The sequence below is a fragment of the Microbacterium sp. NPDC055442 genome, assembly GCF_053644215.1.
In genome coordinates this window covers 47607-65195 of the sequence record NZ_JBSHLF010000001.1, presented here as the reverse complement: position 1 = coordinate 65195, position 17589 = coordinate 47607, and the positions used below count along the sequence as shown (strand labels likewise).

Genomic DNA, 17589 nt, shown 5'->3' with positions numbered 1-17589 from the left:
GCCCCCGTTGAGAGGCGTGGATGATGCGGTTTGCTTAGACCGGCCCACAACTGCCGGTGTGCTTCAAAGTCTAGTTGCTACCGGGCGATGCGGCGGCAATGAGATCCGCGAGCGCGATCCGCGTGTCGCCCCGATCTGCGAACGGTGCGAGCAGTGCGTTCATGGTTGACTGGCGCACTTGCAAGGAGAGCGCGCACCGCGGACACTGCAGCGTGAGCGTGTCGTGAGAGTCGCCGTCGAACGGCAGATAGGGCTGGACGGTGCTGGCCTTCACGATCGCCTCAGAGGCGCCCTGGAGCCCCCAGAACGGTCTAGGGTTCACAGGCTCGCCGTTGGCGTTCACCGTCGGCCACGCCTCGCCGAGGGTTCCGCGGGTGCCGAACCTCGCGACGGTCGATCGCTTGTGGCCGGTGGCGCACGACACCTTGATCGACGTCATCCGATGGCCTCGGCGTTCGCATCGAGCCAATCGAACTGCAGCCGCCGCAGGTCCACGATCGGCTTACCCTCGGCGTCCAGCGGGCGTCGACCGGGTCGAGATTTGTTGACCGTCACCTGCAGCCCGAGATCCTCGATGACGCGCCGTTTGTTGAGCACTGAGAGACCCTTCCAGCGGGTTGGGATCGAGCGGGCGAGCGCCAGATCGGTCAGCGGCGATTCCTTGCGCATCGCGGCCAGTCGACCGGCGAGAGCATCGATCCGGGCCGACAGATCTGCCGCCTGCTGGCGAGCCTTGCGGCGGTCCAGGATGCCTTCGGCGAGAAGATCGGTCACATCCTCTCGCCGCTTGCGCAGCGCGGCGATCTCAGCCTGTAGCGGCGCAGTATCTGGGACGTGGCGCAGCGCGTGGAGGACCTTCTTATCAGCCAGACGTGCGAGCACGATGCCCTCCACGACTGGCTCCACGTCTGCCCCGCGCATACTGACACACCAATTGGTCGTGCATGCGTAGACCTGATGCCCGCGATCGGGGCGCGCGAGCATCCGAGATCCGCAGACTCCGCAGGTCAGCATTCCACTCAGAAGATGTCGCGTCGTCGTGCTCCAGGCGCCCTTACGCCTGCGACCGACGCGGGTCTCGACGTAATCGCTCCAGGTGCGCTCATCGATTAGCGGCACCCACGACGGGGGAGCATCGACGCGATCACCCTGATAGGTCACGATGCCCGCGTAGTGATCGTTCCGCAGAATCTGGCCTACGCGCTTCATCGACCAGGCGCCATCGAACGTCGGCACGTCGCGCTCTGTCAGGTCCGCGGCGATCGCATAGAGCGACTCGCCCGCGATGTATCGCCGGTACAACTCGCGCACAATCTCAGCCTCAGCCTCGACGATCTCGACCCGGCCGTCGCGGCGCTCATACCCGTACGGGCGGCGTGAGAACTGCCAGTGTCCCCGCTCCGCTCGCGCCACGTTCGCCGCGCGCTGGCGCTCTGCCTTCTGCTCGCCTTCGTACTGCGACCACGCGGCTACAGTGCGCCCGACCGCGCGGCCAGCCGGGGTCGAAAGCTCCAGCGTCGAGGACACGACAAAGTGCACGCCGACGCCGAGATCGATCACCTTCTCTAGGTCGCTCGTGAGGCGCAGCAATCTGTCCTGGTGCCAAGCGATGATCGCCTCGGGCCGCGCCTTCAGCATCGCCTCGAAAGCGGGGCGGACCTTCCCACTCGTCGCGGACATGTCATTGTCGCGGTAGACCTTCTCGACGGCGAGCCCGAGTCGCTTCGCGAGCGCGCGGCACTCACGTTCCTGCGTCTCGACTTTCGTCGTGCTCCCATCGCGCGCCTGCGAGATCCGGACGTAGATGACGCACGAGTCCGGCCCATCGAGTAGCGCGGCAGAGCGTCGAGGCTTCGTTCCCATGCCATCCACAATACACCAACTAGGTCGTGACCGGTCTGGTCGTCGTGATCTGGGCGCTCGCCGGGCCCGCGCTCGCGGGGCTGTTCGAGCAGGCGATCTCGCGTGTCGCCGGGTTCTGATGCGCGGCATCCGCTCTCGCCTCGTCGCGGCGTTGCGCGATGACGGGGGATCGGCGCCGGTCGAGTTCGTGCTCGTCGGGGTGCTGCTGACGGCGCTCACGCTCGGCGTGCTGCAGTTCGGGCTCGCGGTGTACGTGCGCAACGTCGTGCACGACGCGGCGGTCGAGGGGGCGTACCACGCGGCGCTCGCCGACACGACCGCCCTCGACGGTGAGCGTCGCACCCGCGAGATTCTCACGCGCACGGTCGGAGGCGGCTACGCGACCGACGTGCGGGCGAGCGCGGTCCGCACCCTCGGCCACGACACCGTCGCCGTGACGGTGCGCGCGACGCTGCCCCTCATCGGGCTGTGGGGCGCGCCCGGGATGCTGGAGGTGACGGCGCATGCGCCCCTCGAGTCGTTCGGGTGAGGTCGACGACCCCGAGCGCGGCTCGGCGGCGCTGGAGTTCATCCTGGTCGGTGTCGTCCTGCTCGTGCCGGTGCTCTACCTCGTGGTGGCGCTGGGCATGATCCAGGCGCAGTCGCTCGGCGCCGAGGCCGCGGCGCGGCACATCGCGCGCGCGATCTCGACGGCGGATGGTGCGACGGATGCCGGTGCGCGCGCGGATGCCGTGCTCGATGCCGTCGTGCGCGAGTACGGCATGGACGCCGAGCGCGTGCAGGTCTCGATCGCGTGTGCGCCCGCCGTCGTGCCGTGCCCCGCGCCGGGTGCGACCGTCGTGGTGTCGTTGCGCACGACGGTGCCCTTGCCGTTCGCGCCGTCTGTGCTCGGGCTCGATCGCGTCGCCGCCGTGCCGGTCGAGGCGAGCGCGGTGCAGAAGGTCTCGCGGTTGTGGGGTGCACCGTGATCGGGTGGCTGCGATGCCGTCTCGCCCGCGACGACCAGGGCAGCGTGCTGCTCCTCACGATCGGGTACGCGCTGCTCGCCGCCGTCACGGTGTTCGTGTGCGTCGACGCCACGAGCTTGTATCTCGCGCAGAAGCGGCTCGACGCGATCGCGGATGCCGCCGCTCTCGCCGGCGCAGACGGCTTCACGCTCGAGATCTCGGGCGCTGAGCCGGTCGCGCGCCTGACCTCCGATGACGTGTACGCGCAGGCATCCGCTCTTCTCGACGTCGTCGCGAGCGACGCGCGCGTGGTGTCGGCGGCGACGCCCGACGGTGTCTCGGCGCGGGTGACGGTGGCGGGGGCGTGGCATCCGCCGGTCTTCACGCTCTTCGTGCCCGAGGGGGTGCCGTTGCAGGCCACCGCGACGAGTCGGACGGCGTTGCGCTGACGGACGGGTTCGGGGCGGATCGTGGCGCCGACACGCCGCCGGGCTGGGCGTGTCGGCTCGGAGATCCGCCCCGAATCCGTCAGCGTGGACGATGGCGAGGTGCGACGCCCCGCCGCGCGAAAGGAGTGCCGACGTGGCGGTGTACCTGAAGTACCGACAGATCTCGCAGGACGCGACCTCGGCCGAGTACGAGATCCAGACGAGCCCGACGGACGCGGATCCGCTGCGGGTGCGCGTGTCGGCGGCGGAGGACGCTCCACCGCCGGTCGTCGCGGGGGAGCGGATCGCGGCGAACAAGGCGATCCGGCAGATCCTGCAGCGTCACGTGACGGAAGGGGCCTGGCCGAAGGGCGGGATGATCCAGAGCTAGGCCGGACCGCGGCGAGTTCGCCCTCTGACCGCGCCGCGGCGAATCACTCGATCGGCAGGTGCCGGACGAAGATCGAGCTGTATCCCGCGTCCTCGATCATCGCGCGCAGCCGGTTCGCGTCGGCGGCCCGCTGCACGAACCACGTCACCGGGTAGCCCTGGCGCACCGCGTTCTGCAGCCCGGCACTGTCGCGATACGCCCCTTCCAAGCCGCCCTCGACTGGGCCCGCTCCGTCGAACTGCCGGGTGTAGTCCGCGATCGTCCAGACCAGGTGCCCGTCGACGAACCCGTCGAAGTCGTACGACAGACCGTTCATGGGGTCCTCGACGCGGTACTGGATTCCCTTCGGGTAGCCGGTGCAGGCCACCTTGTAGTCCTCGTCGGCGAGATGGTGCTGTTCGGACATCGAGCTCCTCCGTTTCGGCGGCGGGTCATCCGATGCTACGACGGCGTGAAGCGCGGCACCCAGCGGATGAAGGCGAGTGCGCCGATGAGACCGACGACGCCGATCACGCCGGTCGCGACCGAGAGGGATGCCGCGGCGGCGACGCCCGACACCACGAGGGGCGCGACCGCGCCGCCCGCATCGGTGAGCGTGCGCCAGGAGCCGAGGAACGGTGCGGGATCGGTCTTGGGGGCGGCATCCGCCCCCAGTGTGAGCAGGATGCCGCTGGAGAGGCCGTTGCCGACGCCGAGGACGGCGGCGAAGAGCGCGAACCACATCGCCGACTGCTCGAGGTCGTGGGTGAACGACAGCGCGACGAAGCCGGCGCCCATGAGGATCATGGCCGGGAGCGCGGCCCACAGGCGTCCGAAGCGGTCCATCACCTGACCGCTCGCGTAGAACAGGGCGAAGTCGATCGCGCCCGACACCCCGACGACCAGCGCGATCGTCTGCGCGTCGAGACCGATCGAGTAGCCCCACAACGGCAGCACGACCTGGCGCGCCGAACGGACGGCCGAGAGGGATGCCGCGGCGCTGCCGAGTCGGGCGAGAACCCCTCGATAGCGCCACATCGTGCGGAACACCCCGATGGGCGCGGCGGTCGGGATCGAGCCGGTGACCGGCTCGCCGGTGTCCTCGACGATGGCGGGGTCGGCGAGCGGCGCCGGAGAGACGGGCGCGAACTGCTTCTCGGGGTCGGGCCCCAGAAGCACGAGCAGGACCGTCGCGACGAGGCACGCCGCGAAGAGCCAGATCGCGGCGTGCTCGTCACCGAAGATCGCCAGGAGCGCGGCGGCGGCGAACGGGCCGATGAACATGCCGAAGCGGAACGTCCCGCCCAGCAGCGAGAGTGCTCGCGCGCGGAAGGCGATCGGCACCCGCGTCGTCATGAACGAGTGGCGTGCCAGGCCGAAGGCGGCGGCGCAGAAGCCGATCAGGAGGACCGCGAGCGCGAAGAGGCCGAGAGATGGGGCGAGTGCGAGCACGACGACCCCCGCGAGGGCCACCGTGCCGGCGATCGCCATCGTGAGCCGCTCGCCCATGCGCGCGACGGCCCAGCCTGCGGGAAGGTTTCCGCAGAGCTGTCCGACGACGAGAGCGGATGCCACGAGCGCGGCGGTCGCGAGATCGGCGCCCAGCTGCGCGGCGATGACCGGGATGAGCGGGATCACGGCGCCCTCGCCGAAGGCGAAGAGCACGGTCGGCGCATAGACCATGGGGCCGAACCGCCACAGCACGTCACGTGCGCGGACGGGGTCGGAGTGATCGGTCACGCCCATCCACGTTACTCTGGAGTGCCATGCTCGAACTCGATCTTTCCGACGACATCCAGGCGCTGCGTTCCACCTTCGACGACATTCGCGCCGTGGTGGACGTCGACGCACTCACCGGCGAGATTGCGCGCCTCAGCGAGGCCGCCGGCGCGCCCGACCTGTGGGACGACGTCGAGAAGGCGCAGAAGGTCACGAGCGCGCTCAGCCACCGCCAGTCCGAATACAAGCGCATCGCCGGCATCGAGCGGCGCCTCGACGACCTCGAGGTGCTCATCGAGCTCGCTCTCGAGATGGACGACGAGGACTCGGCCGACGAAGCCCGCAAGGAGCTCGCCGAGCTCGAGGGAGTCATCAGTCAGCTCGAGGTGCAGACGCTCCTCGACGGCGAGTACGACTCGCGCTCGGCCGTCGTCACGATCCGCTCCGGCGCGGGCGGCGACGATGCGACCGACTTCGCCGAGATGCTGCTGCGCATGTATCTGCGCTGGGCTGAGCGCCACAAGTACCCCGTCAAGGTCATGGACACGTCGTACGCCGAAGGCGCGGGCATCAAGTCGGCGACGTTCGAGGTCGACGCCCCGTATGCCTACGGCACGCTGTCGGTCGAGGCCGGCACGCACCGCCTCGCGCGAATCAGCCCCTTCGGATCGGCCGACAAGCGCCAGACCTCGTTCGCGGCGGTCGAGGTGATCCCGGTCATGGAAGAGGCCGTCGAGGTCGAGATCCCCGAGAACGACATCCGCGTCGACGTGTTCCGTTCGTCGGGCCCGGGCGGCCAGTCGGTCAACACGACCGACTCGGCGGTGCGACTCACGCACGTGCCGACGGGCATCGTCGTGTCGATGCAGAACGAGAAGTCGCAGATCCAGAACCGCGCTGCCGCCATGCGGGTGCTGCAGACGCGCCTGCTCCTGCTCAAGCGCGAAGAGGAAGCAGCGAAGAAGAAGGAGCTCGCCGGTGTCATCACCGCGAGCTGGGGCGACCAGATGCGGTCGTACTTCCTCTACGGGCAGCAACTCGTGAAGGATCTGCGCACCGGTTTCGAGGTCGGCAACCCGGCATCGGTGTTCGACGGAGAGCTCGACGGGCTCATCTCGGCCGGCATCCGCTGGCGCAAGCGCAAGGACGACGACGACTGACGTCTCAGCGCAGCGCGAGGCGCGTCTGCGTCTGTGCGCCGCCGGCATCCTTCTTGATCTTGCGAAGCAGCTGATCGAGGTCACTCATGTCGCGCACGCGCACGCGAAGCAGGTAGTCGTGCGGGCCGGTGACATGCACGGCGTCGCGTATCTGCGGCACACCCCGCACCCACGCCAGGAAGTCGTCTGAATCGCGATCGGCGTGCAGACGCACGTCGATGAAGCCCTCGAGATGGGCCGTGGGGTCGGGCGCATCCGTCGCCAGGATCGCCTGATACCCGACGATGACGCCCGTGTTCTCGAGACGTCGCACGCGGGCCGCAACGGCATTCGTGCTCAGGCCGATCTGCCGTCCGATGCTGCTGAACGATTCTCGGCCGTTCTCGCGCAGATGACCGAGGATCTTCTCGTCGAGGGCGTCCATACCGCCCATCATCCCAGGCGCACCGCGTATCGCTCTGTCGGATGTGGGCGCCGCATGATGCTGGGCGCATGGATGTCGGTGTCGCCTTGCTCTCGGGGCTCGTCGCGGGTTTCGCACTCGCCATACCGCTCGGTGCGATCGGGGTGCTCTTGGTCCAGGAGGGGGCCACGCAGGGCGGCGTGCGTGGACTGACGGCTGCCGCGGGTGTCGCGACGACCGACGTGATCCTCTGTGCGGTCGCCGTGGCGGCCGGCTCGACGGCGGCACCCGTGATCGCCGGCTGGGCGCCCTGGCCTCACCTCGCCGGAGGGTGCGCGCTGGTCGCGATCGGCGCGTGGCGGCTCGTGCAGGCACGGCGGTCTGCCGGCCTCGCGCCGGCAGACGAAGCCGGCACGTCGGCACGCCGATTCGCGCTGTTCGTCGGGCTCACCGTGATCAATCCGACCACGGTGGTCTACTTCGCGGCTGTCGCCACCGCGATCACCGAAGCGACATCGTCGTGGGGGAATGCGGTGGCGTTCGTCTTGGCCGTCGGTGGGGCTTCGTTCGCGTGGCAGGCGCTGCTGGTCAGCGTCGGTGCGGTGCTGCGCACGCGGTCGACACCACGATTGCTCCGGCTCTCGCCCTGCATCGGCAACGGCGTCGTCGTTGCGCTGGGGGTGGCGGTCGGCATCAACGCAGCGCTCACGTTCGCGCGCTGAGTCGCCGCCCGTCGAGCGGGAATCGATCGCGAGAGGGGGCGGGCGCCGTCAGGTTCTGAGTACCGCGTCTTGAAGCCGGGTCGGCGAGGTCGTGACGGCCCGCCATCGACCGCTGGAGTCGTACCACAGTGGTGCGCGCACCTGGGGCACACCCCGCACCATGCGGATCGACCAGCCGCTGGATTCGAGGAATCGATGATGGAACCAGCAGACCAGCACGCCGTTATCGGTGTGTGTGGGTCCGCCTGCCGCGTGCTCCATCACATGGTGGATCTCGCACCAGGCCGCCGGAACACCGCACCCGGGGATCACGCACCCGCCGTCGCGGAGCGCGATCGCCCGACGCTGACGGCGGTTGAAGACGCGCTCTTCGGTTCCGAGCCGCAGGATTCGGCCCTCGTCGTTCATCGTGATGCGCTGGATGACCGATCCGCAGGAGATGTGCAGGGCCGTCTCCATCGAGACGGGCCGCCCGAAACCGTCGATGTGCGCGTAGCCGGTGCCGCGCGCGGCGTCTTCTTCGCGCACCGAGACGACGAGAGTGGGTGCGGCGCCGCCGATCGTCGGCAGCTCGCCGCTCGCTGCGGCCACCGTCAACACGGTCGCGAGCACGTCGTGCTGTTTCTGCGCGCGCGAGCGGGTGTCGGCCGGCCCGGGTGGATCGTCGGCGTGAGCCGGCTCGTCGACGAAGCGCACGCCGTCGACGCGGGGCGACAGCATGGCGTCGCAGAGTCGCTGGAACTGCGCCGCGACTTCGGGCATGAGCGTGCCGCGGATGGGCACGCCCGCGTCGGTCGGTGCTCCGAGCGTGACACCGCGTCGATACGCGGCGAGGCGATCGCGGGGCTCGGCACCGTCTTGGTCGAGCGCGATCTGCCACGCCTGAGCCTGGACCCGCAGCAGATCCGCGCACGCCGGTGGCGCCCCGTCGGGCCCCTCACCGGTCGCCACGGCCGCGAGCAGCCGGTCGGCTTCGCAGAGCGCTTCACGTGAGGCCCGGCGTCCTGTCGCGAGGAGGGGTGTCGCGATCGCCAGGACGCCGTCGACGCCCACTGCGCCGTCGAGCATCACGCGACGCAGCGCCGGGAGCTTCGGTTCCAATCGCTCGCCGCTCACGAGCGCGCGCTCACCGCACACGCCCTTCGCCGCGCGCAGCAGGCGCCCGACGGATGCCGGACCCAGCAGCGTCGTGCGCTGCAGCAGCTCGTTGACGTCGTGGCATCCGAATCGCGAGGTCATCCGATCTTCGACGACTCCGGTCTCGGACCGTGCCGCGACCTCGTCGCCCGCTTCGATCAGCAGCGCATCGAGGCGGCGCTGCACCCGTGCCGCTGCCGACAGCACGAGCAGCACCTGCTCATCGGATGCCCGCCGCAGGCCGTCATCGTCGCTGTGCCGCTCGAGCATCTCGCTCGCGAGCGCATCGAGCGAGTCGAGCTGTGCCAGGAGCGGGTTCATGCCTCCATCCTGGTGACCCCCTCCGACATTCGGGCCTCGATTTCACCCAGATCCGAGGTCATTTCGAAAATCTGTGGAGAACGTCTTTCGTGCCGTTCTGTGGAGGAAGCGATGAGCGCCGCGGGGGTCTGTGCCACGCTGTCATCCGAACACTCGGATGGCGCCTCTCGGGTGTCGCTGGGAGCGCCCGCACCGAGCCCGCTTAGGCTCGATGAGCCATGATCCGGTTCGAAAACGTCACGAAGCGCTTCCGTGGCACCCCGAGGCCCGCCCTGAGCGAAGTCGACTTCGAGGTGCAACGCGGGGAGTTCGTCTTCCTCGTCGGCGCCTCCGGCTCGGGGAAGTCGTCGTGCCTGCGACTGATCCTTCGCGAGGAGGTGCCCTCGGAAGGTCGCGTCGTCGTGCTCGGCCGGGATCTGCGCACGCTGTCCAACCGCAAGGTGCCCTATTTCCGCCGTCACATCGGCGCCGTGTTCCAGGACTTCCGCCTGCTCCCGACCAAGACGGTGTTCCAGAACGTCGCGTTCACCCTGCAGGTGATCGGCTCGTCGCGCGGATTCGTGCAGCAGGCCGTGCCCGAGGTGCTCGCGCTCGTAGGCCTCGCGGGCAAGGAGAAGCGGTTCCCTCACGAGCTCTCGGGCGGTGAGCAGCAGCGTGTCGCGATCGCGCGGGCGCTCGTCAACCGACCGCAGGTGCTGCTCGCCGACGAGCCGACCGGAAACCTCGACCCCGCGACATCCGTCGACATCATGCAGCTGCTCTCGCGCATCAATGCGGGTGGGACGACCGTTGTGATGGCGACCCACGAGGCCGGCTTCGTCGATCAGATGCAGCGGCGCGTCATCGAACTGCGCCACGGCGAGATGGTGCGTGACGAGCGCCACGGCGGATACGGCGACACCTCGGCCATTCCGAGCCTGGCGCCCGAACCGGAGAAGGGCGCGGCCGCCGTCGCCGCCCTCACTGCCGTGCTCGAGCTGCACCGCGAGATCGTCGAGACCGGCGTCGTCGACTCCGAAGCCGTCGACGCCGCCGTCGCCGCCGCGACCGATGCGGCCGAGCCCGCGCTCGAAGCGCGTGCCGTGGCGGCGACGGATGCTGCGATCATCGAGTCCGCCGAACAGCTCGCGCAGGCGGAGGAGACGGCTCCTGCCGGTGAGCAGCCGGCGCCGGCGCCCGTCGCCGAGCCGCAGCCCGTTCCGGAACAGACCACCCCGCGCACGAATCCGATTCCCGTCGTCGAGGCGATCGAGATGGATGTCTCGGAGCTCGGCCTCGCCGACCGGCTGGGGCTTGCCGACGCGGATCGTGACGACGAAGTGGGGCCGACATCATGAGGGTCGGGCTCATTCTCTCCGAAGCGTTCTCTGGTCTGCGCCGCAACGCGTCGATGGTCGTGTCCGTCGTGCTCGTCACGTTCGTCTCGCTCACCTTCGTCGGCGCCGCCGTGCTCATGCAGATGCAGATCGGCACGATGCGCGACTTCTGGGTCGATCGGGCACAGGTCAAGATCTTCATGTGCACCGACGTCTCGACCGAGGCGACCTGTACCGACGGCGTCGCCACGCCCGAACAGTTGACCGATGTCGAAGCCAAACTCGAGAGCCCCGCGCTGGCGGGACTCATCCGCGGCGTCGAGTTCGAAGATCGCGAACAGGTCTACCAGAACGTCATCGACCTGCTCGGCGAGGACTACGCGAGCGTCGTCGCGCCCGAGAGCCTCAACGAGACGTTCATCATCAACCTCGTCGACCAGCGCCAATCCGACGTCATCGTCGAAGCGTTCTCGGGAACCCCGGGCATCGAAGAGGTGCGCGACGAGATGCAGTACCTCGAGCCGCTGTTCGCGGCCCTGACCGTCGCGACCTATATCGCGGTCGGCATCGCGGGTCTCATGCTCATCGCCGCGGTCCTTCTGATCGCGACGACGATCCGATTGTCGGCGTTCGCCCGGAGACGAGAGATCGGGATCATGCGCCTGGTCGGTGCATCCAATCGGTTCATCCAGACACCGTTCGTGCTCGAGGGCGTCTTCGCCGCGCTCATCGGGTCGGTGCTCGCGTCGGGAACGGTGCTGGCGGGTGTCCATTTCGGCGTCAACGGCTACCTGCGCGACCGCGTCAACTTCGTCACGACCTGGGTCGGGATGACCGAGGCGTGGCTCGTCGTGCCGATCCTGATCGTGATCGGCATCGCCCTCGCGGCGCTGTCCGCGGGCTTCGCGATCAGGCGATGGCTACGCGCCTGATTCTCGCGAGCACGCTCCGTTGATAGACTGACGGGCTGTCGTGCGCCGAACCGGTGGATGCGGCATCCGATATCGAGGAGCACTCATGCCCAGGGAACGCGGGGAGCAGGTCGTGGCGACCAATCGCCGCGCGCGCCACGACTATGCGATCGAGAAGACGTACGAGGCGGGGCTCGTGCTCACGGGCACCGAGGTGAAGTCCCTGCGCCAGGGGCGTGCGAACCTCACCGACGGCTACGCCTACATCGATGGAGGAGAGGCGTTCCTCGATGCGGTGCACATCCCCGAGTACTCGCAGGGGCACTGGACGAATCACGCCGCCAAGCGCACGCGCAAGCTGCTACTGCACAAAGACGAGATCGTGAAGCTCTCGCACGCCGTGTCGGCGGGCGGCTATACGCTCGTGCCGCTCAAGCTGTACTTCTCAGACGGACGAGCGAAGGTCGAGATCGCGGTCGCGAAGGGCAAGCGCGAGTACGAGAAGCGGCAGACGATCCGCGAGCGCGAAGACAAGCGCGAAGCCGAGCGCGCCATGCGCTCCCGCAACCGCCTCGGCGACTGAGCCGCGGTCACCCGTCGCGGGTCACTGTGCCGTGAACCGCGCCTCGACCGCGGCAGAGACCACGATGTCATCGGGCTCGAACTCGAAAGCCGGAGCCGCGGCATCCGCACTGAACGACGCCTTCGCCATGCGCAGCATCTCGGGAGCCGCCCCGCCTCCGTCGCTGCCGCGCGTGAGCAGGCCTACATCGGCGAGCTCGACGGGGGTCACCTTCGTCAGCCCGACGGCCGAGGCGTAGGCCGTCGCGCGATCGACCGCGACGCGCACCGCCTCCGCCGCGACAGCAGCCTCGGCGTGCCGTTCGGAGTTCGGCGTCAAGCGCCAGGCGACCCCGTCGATCTGCACCCCTTCGCGCTCGGCCACCTCGGTGAGCCACCACGACAGCGCCGCGAAGTCGGTGAAGGTGGCCGTCACCTCGACCGATGCGTAATGCACGAGCGAGAGCTGCTTGCCCTCGTTGTTCCACGGGCGGTTCGCCCAGAGAGAGACGCGCTGGCTCGACCAGTCGGCCAGCCCGCCCGCGAGCTTTCGCGCGGCGAGGTCGTCGCGCAGCGGGGCGGTGAGCGCGGAGATCCGCTCGACGACGTCGCCGCGCTCGGGCCCCTCGGTCCGCACCGTGAGGGTCGCGACGGCCTCTTCGGGCGCGACGCGCGTCTCGTGCTCTCCGCGGACGGTGATGATCACTTCGCTCATGCTGAGACTCTACGCGTGGCTGCGTTCAGTCGCCCTCCGGCGCCCACCCCTCGGGCACGCGCACGAGCATCAGCTCCGCGCGCGTGCCGGCCCCTGCGATCCATCCGTCCGCGAGAAGGTACGTGATCCCGTAGCCGTTCTCGTCGGTCACCATCGCGAGGCTCGGGTCGATCGTCAGATAGACCCCGTCGGGCGTCTCGTCGGACAGGAATTCGCCGCTGTCGGTCAGCGAGCTGGTGACGGCGGCCGCCTGCGCGGCATCCATCGGCGCCCATCCGAACCACGAGAAGTTGTCGGTGGCGACCGAGTGATCCAGCATCCACTGGCACGCCAGGCCGTCCTCGAAAGGCTCGCTGCCGACGGTCCACGGTCCGTTCGGACGTTCTTGACCCGTCCAGCCGAACGCGGCGAAGTCGGCGACGGCCTCGGGCGTGATGATCGTGTCGCACGTGAGTGCGAGCGGCTCGGGACTGGGCGTCGGGGTGGGGGTGGGCGTAGGCGTGGCCGTCGCAGTGGGAGAAGGAGTGGTGGATGCCGCGGGCGCAGTGCCTGCGGAGCATCCGGCCAGAGCGAAGGCGAGGCACAGGGCGACGGTCACTGCAGAAGTTCGGCCACGACGTTGCTGGCTCATGGCGCAAGAGTAGCGGTCAGAGCGCGCCGCGGGAATGGCGGGGGAGAGTGATCTGTTGTAGCCTGGGATGCTCGGGTTCGCCCGGGGAATGACAACTCCACAGAGTGACAGCGGTTCCCTTCGAGAGAAGGTTCACGGGGATGATCGGTTTCGACATTGCTTGCGAATCCACGAGAAGCGGGCCGAGGATGCAGGGTTATCTCGTGAACGCTCCCTGCAAACCTATAGTTGCCGATTCAAAGCGCAACGACTTCGCCCTCGCTGCATAAGCGAGCCCGATAGTCCGTCAGGCCGTGGCTGATTCCGACACGGTTCCTGGCGTCATCTAGGAATCTTGCTGTGTGACGGCGTCTGGACGTCACGCGGGACTCTTCCCAGGCTGGGCTTGTCGACTTAGTTGTCTGTGACAAAGGTCGGGGCCGAGTAGAACGTCTGCACAGACTGCGCCCGGAGAATGCGCGGAGACTCAGCGATGGACGGGGGTTCGATTCCCCCCATCTCCACAAGCCGCTGTCACGGAAGAGGGTCAGAAGCCCGCGGAACCACGCGGATTTCTGGCCCTTTTCGTTTGCTTGCGCCCGGCGCCGCTTCGCGACCCACAGTGTGCCCGCACTTTCGGGGCTCACCCTCAGCACCTGCGGAGGGTCGGGATCGTGCTGACGCCCCTGCGTGCGGCACCCGCTAGTCGAAGAGAACGGTGAGTGTCCGATTGGCCCTAGGTTGAATGGGAACGTCTGTTGCTGCGCGAGGAGATGAAGCTGACTGTGGACGGAGACATCCTCTCCCGGGTGCCGCTGTGGGTGGTCGGTGTAGCGATCCTGGTCGCCCTCCTCCTTGCCTGGGGGTTCTCGGGTGCCGCGCGTTTGCTCTTGCGTCGTCGTGCGCGGCTGCGCTGGTCGACGGCCATCGTGTTGTCGATCATCGGAATCGTTGCGGGGCTCCTGCTCGCCGATCTGGTCGCGCCGGATCCGCACCTCAGCAGCCCGCTCGCGTTGATCCTGCCGCTGGGCGTGTCGATCCTGTTCATCGCGGGCTATGGGGCGGCTGCCGCGCATTTGCAGAAGCCGGTGCGTGCCACTGTGGCCGAGTTGCTCATGGCAGGGGAGTCGGGCACCATCGAGTTCAAGTCCACCGCCCGCGTCAATCTCCGCACCGGTCAGAAGGACGAGCGGATGGAGCACGTGGTCGCCAAGACGGCTGCGGCGTTCCTCAACGCGGATGGTGGTGTGCTGCTCATCGGTGTCGACGATCACGGAACGCCCCTCGGGCTCGACTCCGACCTGGCGACGCTGAAGACCCCGGATGTCGATCGGTTCGAGTTGTGGCTGCGTGATCTGATCACGACGACGCTCGGGACGGCTGCCGCCGCCCTCGTGGAGGTCGACTTCGCGGAGGTCGACGGCGAGCCCGCCCGCACCGTCTGCCGGGTGCAGATGACTGCGTCACCGTCGCCGGTGTACCTGCGACCCGGCAGGAATGTGCCGCCTGAACTATGGGTTCGCGTCGGGAACTCCACCCGGCAGCTGACTGTGGATGATGCTGCGGCATACATCATGCAGCGCTGGCCGCTCGGACTCGGCGCGAGCGCCGCCGCTCAGGTGCGCGCCGCGGTCCGCTTCTCCGGCAACAGGTGAGGGCACCACGGGGGAGGTTCGACCTCTAGACGGCACCCGAACGGCTCCCGCCCCCGTTCGTCGAGCGGCGCGCTGAGAACGCCGGCACCCCTGCCGCGGCTCACACCCGCCGGCGCACCAGCACGACGGTGTCGTCGAGCGTCGAGGCTGAGCCGTCGGGGGCGGTCACCTCGCGAGTCCGGATTTCAGCGAGTTCGGTGATCCACGCAGCCGCGTCGAGCGCGAGCGCGGCGAGTTCGTCAGCGGGCGAGAGGAACACGTGGTCGTGACCGGGCCCTGTCCACGGCGGGGGACCGCCGTGCGAGACGATCAGCAAGCGCCCACCCGGCGCGATGAGATCCGTCGCCCGCCGCAGCGCGCCAGTGCGGTCCAGCTCGACCGATGAGTGGAAGAACGACGCGGTGACGAGGTCGTACGAGCCCTCGGTCACCGACTTGCTCAGATCCGCGACCTCGAAGCGCGCCGCCACCCCGGCCTCGTCGGCCGCGGCCCGAGCCCGCTCCACCGCGGTCGACGAGATGTCGAGGCCCGTGGCATCCCACCCCTGCTCGGCGAGCCAGATCACGTCGGCGCCCTCGCCGCAGCCGAGATCGAGCGCGCGGCCGGGGTCGAGTCCGGAGGCGACGTCGACCAGCGTGCGGTTCGGTCGCCCCGACCACATCGGGGTGGCGTAGCGCTCCTCCCAATGTTCGGCCGGCGACTCCACCGCACTCGCGAAATCCTCGTCGACGAGCGCGCCGTTGACAGCGGCGCCGGCCATGGCTCCCGCGCCCATCGACTGCGGCACGTTCGCCATCGGGCTCACGACGTTGCCGGCAGCCCAGATGCGCGGGGAGCTCGTCCGGCCCGTGGCATCCACCGCGAGGAACGCGCCGAACGGGGTTTCGGTGCGTTCGAGGTCGAGACCGGCGAGGAATCCGTCGTGCGGTGAAGCGCCGCCCATCGTGAAGATCGCGTCGACGGGCACCGTATGGCCGTCGCGCAGCCGGACGCCCGTGACGTCGGCGCCGTCGCCGAGCACCTCGACGACCGGATCGGTCACGATCTCGACGCCCCGCGCACGCAATCGCCGTTCGACATCGGGCTCGACGCCGCCGAAGACGACGATGTCGTCGCTCCACTGCCGCACGAGCTGCGCCTGGTGCGCCTGAAGCGGCGAAACGATCAGCACGCCCAACCGGCGATCGCGGACCTCCCACCCGTGGCAGTACGGGCAGTGCAGCACGCCGGTACCCCAGCGCTCGGCGAGTCCCGGGATGTCCGGCAGATCATCGGTGATCCCCGTCGCGACGACGAGGGTTCGCGCGGACTCCCTGCGGCCGTCGTCGAGTGCGACCGTGACACCCATCGGGTGCTCTTCGACGCGAAGAACGGATGCTGCGCGCACGACGACTCCATAGGGATCGAGCTCGACGCGGCCCCGGTGCAGGAGCTCGGCCGGCGGCGTGCCGTCCTGTCCCAGCACGCCGTGCACATGCGCCGCGAAGCGGTTGCGCGGCGATCCCGCATCGATGACGAGCGTCCGTCGGCGCGACCGGCCGAGCATCTGCGCGGCGCTGAGACCGGCCGCGCCGGCTCCGATCACGAGGGCATCCCACTGTTCCATGCCTCATAGCGTGCATGGCAGACTGCTGATTGGCAATCGCGTTTGCCGAAATGGCAAAGAGGAGGATCCGTGACGGATGAACTCGCACACGTGGGACGGCGCCTGCGCGACGTCCGACAGGCCAAGGCGCTCACGCTCGAAGAGGTCGCGACGCGGTCTGGCATGTCGGTGAGCACGCTGTCGCGGCTCGAGTCCGGCAAGCGTCAGGCGAGCCTCGCACTGCTTCTGCCCGTGACGCGCCAGCTCGGGATCCGGATCGACGACCTCGTGCGCGACGAGTCCGCCGATCCGCGTGTGCGGCGGCCGGTGATCCGGCGCAACGGGCTCGTGATCGCACCGCTGGCGCTCGAGGACTCGCCCGTCAGCACCTTCAAGATCACCTACCCGCCCGTGACCGAGCTGCCGGATCTTCAGGTGCACGACGGGTTCGAGTGGCTCTATGTCCTGAGCGGCCGGCTCCGCTTGCGGCTGGGCGCGCAGGATCTCGTGCTCGCGCGCGGCGAGGCCGCCGAATTCGACACCCGCACGCCGCATGCCTTGAGCGCCGCGGGCTCGCGCCCCGCCGAGGTGCTGAGCATCTTCAACGCCGACGGCGAGCGCATGCACACGCACGGCGCCGTCTGACATCAGCGGGTCTCGATGCCGATCGCCTGAGCCCATCCGGCCAGATCGACGTCGTCCTGCCAGACCTCGTTGGTGTCCGGGGGAGTGTGCTGCGCGAACTGCGCGGATGTCACCGTGCCGCGCAGCCACGAATCGACGCAGTTGCTGAGGAAGAGTGCGGTCCGGCCGATCTTCTCGAGGTCACCGGTCTCGATGCCCCGGTTCATGACGATCGCGAGATAACGCGGCACGGCGAGATCCTTCTTCTCGAGGTGCGCCGTGAACGCGTTCAGGGTCGACGAGAAGCGCACCGAGGCCTCTCGCGCGCCATCGTGGTCGTTCCGGGCCGCGGTGCGTTCGAGATCGGTGAGCGCTCGCACGAGCGCGACGATCTCGACGCGGGTGTGCGCACGCTCGCTCGCCGTGCGCTCGCGACGCGCGAGCCAGACCGCGATGCCCGTGCTCACCAGGATCGCCACGACCGGCACGACGACGGCGCCGATGACATCGAGCGGGTCGACCGCCAGCATCCTCACGATCAT

General features: G+C 68.9%; 21 protein-coding genes and 1 other RNA gene. 12 read left to right on the top strand and 10 right to left on the bottom strand.

What is annotated here, in order from left to right:
• Positions 1-70: 70 nt before the first annotated feature.
• Both ACWIBS_RS00360 and ACWIBS_RS00355 read right to left on the bottom strand, forming a co-directional pair.
• A complete protein-coding gene (locus ACWIBS_RS00360) occupies positions 71-439 on the bottom strand; it encodes a hypothetical protein (protein WP_376127830.1) in 369 nt (122 codons plus the stop codon).
• Entirely contained in the window at positions 436-1863 is a 1428-nt protein-coding gene (locus ACWIBS_RS00355) for a recombinase family protein (RefSeq protein ID WP_376127832.1), read from the bottom strand. The genes ACWIBS_RS00360 and ACWIBS_RS00355 overlap by 4 nt, the downstream gene beginning before the upstream one ends.
• A gap of 118 nt (positions 1864-1981) precedes the next feature.
• Between ACWIBS_RS00355 and ACWIBS_RS00350 the strand changes: the two genes are divergently transcribed.
• The 4 genes from ACWIBS_RS00350 to ACWIBS_RS00335 all read left to right on the top strand — a co-directional run bounded on the left by ACWIBS_RS00350 (position 1982) and on the right by ACWIBS_RS00335 (position 3629).
• Positions 1982-2392 (top strand): TadE/TadG family type IV pilus assembly protein, encoded by a 411-nt coding sequence (locus ACWIBS_RS00350; protein WP_376127834.1) that lies wholly within the window; start codon positions 1982-1984, stop codon positions 2390-2392.
• The gene (locus ACWIBS_RS00345; protein WP_376127836.1) at positions 2367-2831 is read left to right on the top strand and encodes a TadE family protein; all 465 of its coding nucleotides are present in this window, start codon (positions 2367-2369) and stop codon (positions 2829-2831) included. The genes ACWIBS_RS00350 and ACWIBS_RS00345 overlap by 26 nt, the downstream gene beginning before the upstream one ends.
• Positions 2828-3259, top strand: a complete 432-nt coding sequence (locus ACWIBS_RS00340) for a pilus assembly protein TadG-related protein (RefSeq protein ID WP_376127838.1) — start codon at positions 2828-2830, stop codon at positions 3257-3259. The genes ACWIBS_RS00345 and ACWIBS_RS00340 overlap by 4 nt, the downstream gene beginning before the upstream one ends.
• A gap of 133 nt (positions 3260-3392) precedes the next feature.
• Complete coding sequence (locus ACWIBS_RS00335) at positions 3393-3629, top strand: hypothetical protein (protein ID WP_376127840.1); 237 nt, start codon at positions 3393-3395, stop codon at positions 3627-3629.
• A gap of 43 nt (positions 3630-3672) precedes the next feature.
• Here the strand turns inward: ACWIBS_RS00335 and ACWIBS_RS00330 are convergent, their stop codons facing one another.
• Together ACWIBS_RS00330 and ACWIBS_RS00325 are read right to left on the bottom strand one after the other, a co-directional pair.
• Entirely contained in the window at positions 3673-4035 is a 363-nt protein-coding gene (locus ACWIBS_RS00330) for a hypothetical protein (protein ID WP_376127842.1), read from the bottom strand.
• 35 nt (positions 4036-4070) lie between these two features.
• Positions 4071-5354 carry an MFS transporter gene (locus ACWIBS_RS00325; RefSeq protein WP_376127843.1) on the bottom strand — a complete coding sequence of 428 codons (1284 nt, stop codon included), beginning with the start codon at positions 5352-5354 and terminating at the stop codon, positions 4071-4073.
• Between the two features lie 20 nt (positions 5355-5374).
• On the opposite strand from ACWIBS_RS00325, the gene prfB reads away from it, so the two are divergent.
• The gene (gene prfB, locus ACWIBS_RS00320) at positions 5375-6487 is read left to right on the top strand and encodes a peptide chain release factor 2 (protein ID WP_376127845.1); all 1113 of its coding nucleotides are present in this window, start codon (positions 5375-5377) and stop codon (positions 6485-6487) included.
• A gap of 4 nt (positions 6488-6491) precedes the next feature.
• Here the strand turns inward: prfB and ACWIBS_RS00315 are convergent, their stop codons facing one another.
• Positions 6492-6911, bottom strand: a complete 420-nt coding sequence (locus ACWIBS_RS00315) for an Lrp/AsnC family transcriptional regulator (protein WP_376127847.1) — start codon at positions 6909-6911, stop codon at positions 6492-6494.
• 68 nt (positions 6912-6979) lie between these two features.
• Here ACWIBS_RS00315 and ACWIBS_RS00310 point away from each other — a divergent pair, with 68 nt between their 5' ends.
• Entirely contained in the window at positions 6980-7612 is a 633-nt protein-coding gene (locus tag ACWIBS_RS00310) for a hypothetical protein (RefSeq protein WP_376127849.1), read from the top strand.
• A 48-nt stretch (positions 7613-7660) separates the two neighbouring features.
• Here ACWIBS_RS00310 and ACWIBS_RS00305 read toward each other — a convergent pair whose 3' ends face one another.
• Complete coding sequence (locus ACWIBS_RS00305) at positions 7661-9070, bottom strand: HNH endonuclease signature motif containing protein (RefSeq protein WP_376127851.1); 1410 nt, start codon at positions 9068-9070, stop codon at positions 7661-7663.
• Between the two features lie 218 nt (positions 9071-9288).
• Here ACWIBS_RS00305 and ftsE point away from each other — a divergent pair, with 218 nt between their 5' ends.
• The 3 genes from ftsE to smpB all read left to right on the top strand — a co-directional run bounded on the left by ftsE (position 9289) and on the right by smpB (position 11880).
• The gene (ftsE, locus tag ACWIBS_RS00300; RefSeq protein ID WP_376127853.1) at positions 9289-10407 is read left to right on the top strand and encodes a cell division ATP-binding protein FtsE; all 1119 of its coding nucleotides are present in this window, start codon (positions 9289-9291) and stop codon (positions 10405-10407) included.
• Positions 10404-11318 carry a permease-like cell division protein FtsX gene (gene ftsX / locus ACWIBS_RS00295; RefSeq protein ID WP_376127855.1) on the top strand — a complete coding sequence of 305 codons (915 nt, stop codon included), beginning with the start codon at positions 10404-10406 and terminating at the stop codon, positions 11316-11318. The genes ftsE and ftsX overlap by 4 nt, the downstream gene beginning before the upstream one ends.
• A gap of 85 nt (positions 11319-11403) precedes the next feature.
• Positions 11404-11880 carry an SsrA-binding protein SmpB gene (gene smpB / locus ACWIBS_RS00290; protein ID WP_376127857.1) on the top strand — a complete coding sequence of 159 codons (477 nt, stop codon included), beginning with the start codon at positions 11404-11406 and terminating at the stop codon, positions 11878-11880.
• Positions 11881-11901: 21 nt separating this feature from the next.
• On the opposite strand, the gene ACWIBS_RS00285 is transcribed toward smpB, so the two are convergent.
• Both ACWIBS_RS00285 and ACWIBS_RS00280 read right to left on the bottom strand, forming a co-directional pair.
• Positions 11902-12573: an SIMPL domain-containing protein gene (locus ACWIBS_RS00285; RefSeq protein WP_376127859.1), complete on the bottom strand. Its 672-nt coding sequence runs from the start codon at positions 12571-12573 to the stop codon at positions 11902-11904.
• A 25-nt stretch (positions 12574-12598) separates the two neighbouring features.
• Positions 12599-13204, bottom strand: a complete 606-nt coding sequence (locus ACWIBS_RS00280) for a hypothetical protein (RefSeq protein WP_376127861.1) — start codon at positions 13202-13204, stop codon at positions 12599-12601.
• A 136-nt stretch (positions 13205-13340) separates the two neighbouring features.
• Here ACWIBS_RS00280 and ssrA point away from each other — a divergent pair.
• Together ssrA and ACWIBS_RS00270 are read left to right on the top strand one after the other, a co-directional pair.
• Positions 13341-13710, top strand: a transfer-messenger RNA (tmRNA) gene (gene ssrA / locus ACWIBS_RS00275).
• 231 nt (positions 13711-13941) lie between these two features.
• Positions 13942-14838, top strand: a complete 897-nt coding sequence (locus ACWIBS_RS00270; RefSeq protein WP_376127863.1) for an AlbA family DNA-binding domain-containing protein — start codon at positions 13942-13944, stop codon at positions 14836-14838.
• A gap of 100 nt (positions 14839-14938) precedes the next feature.
• Here the strand turns inward: ACWIBS_RS00270 and ACWIBS_RS00265 are convergent, their stop codons facing one another.
• Positions 14939-16444, bottom strand: coding sequence for an FAD-dependent oxidoreductase (locus tag ACWIBS_RS00265; RefSeq protein WP_376127864.1), 1506 nt, complete (start codon positions 16442-16444; stop codon positions 14939-14941).
• Positions 16445-16513: 69 nt separating this feature from the next.
• On the opposite strand from ACWIBS_RS00265, the gene ACWIBS_RS00260 reads away from it, so the two are divergent.
• Positions 16514-17068: a helix-turn-helix domain-containing protein gene (locus ACWIBS_RS00260; protein ID WP_376127866.1), complete on the top strand. Its 555-nt coding sequence runs from the start codon at positions 16514-16516 to the stop codon at positions 17066-17068.
• Positions 17069-17070: 2 nt separating this feature from the next.
• On the opposite strand, the gene ACWIBS_RS00255 is transcribed toward ACWIBS_RS00260, so the two are convergent.
• Positions 17071-17589, bottom strand: coding sequence for a hypothetical protein (locus ACWIBS_RS00255; RefSeq protein WP_376127868.1), 519 nt, complete (start codon positions 17587-17589; stop codon positions 17071-17073).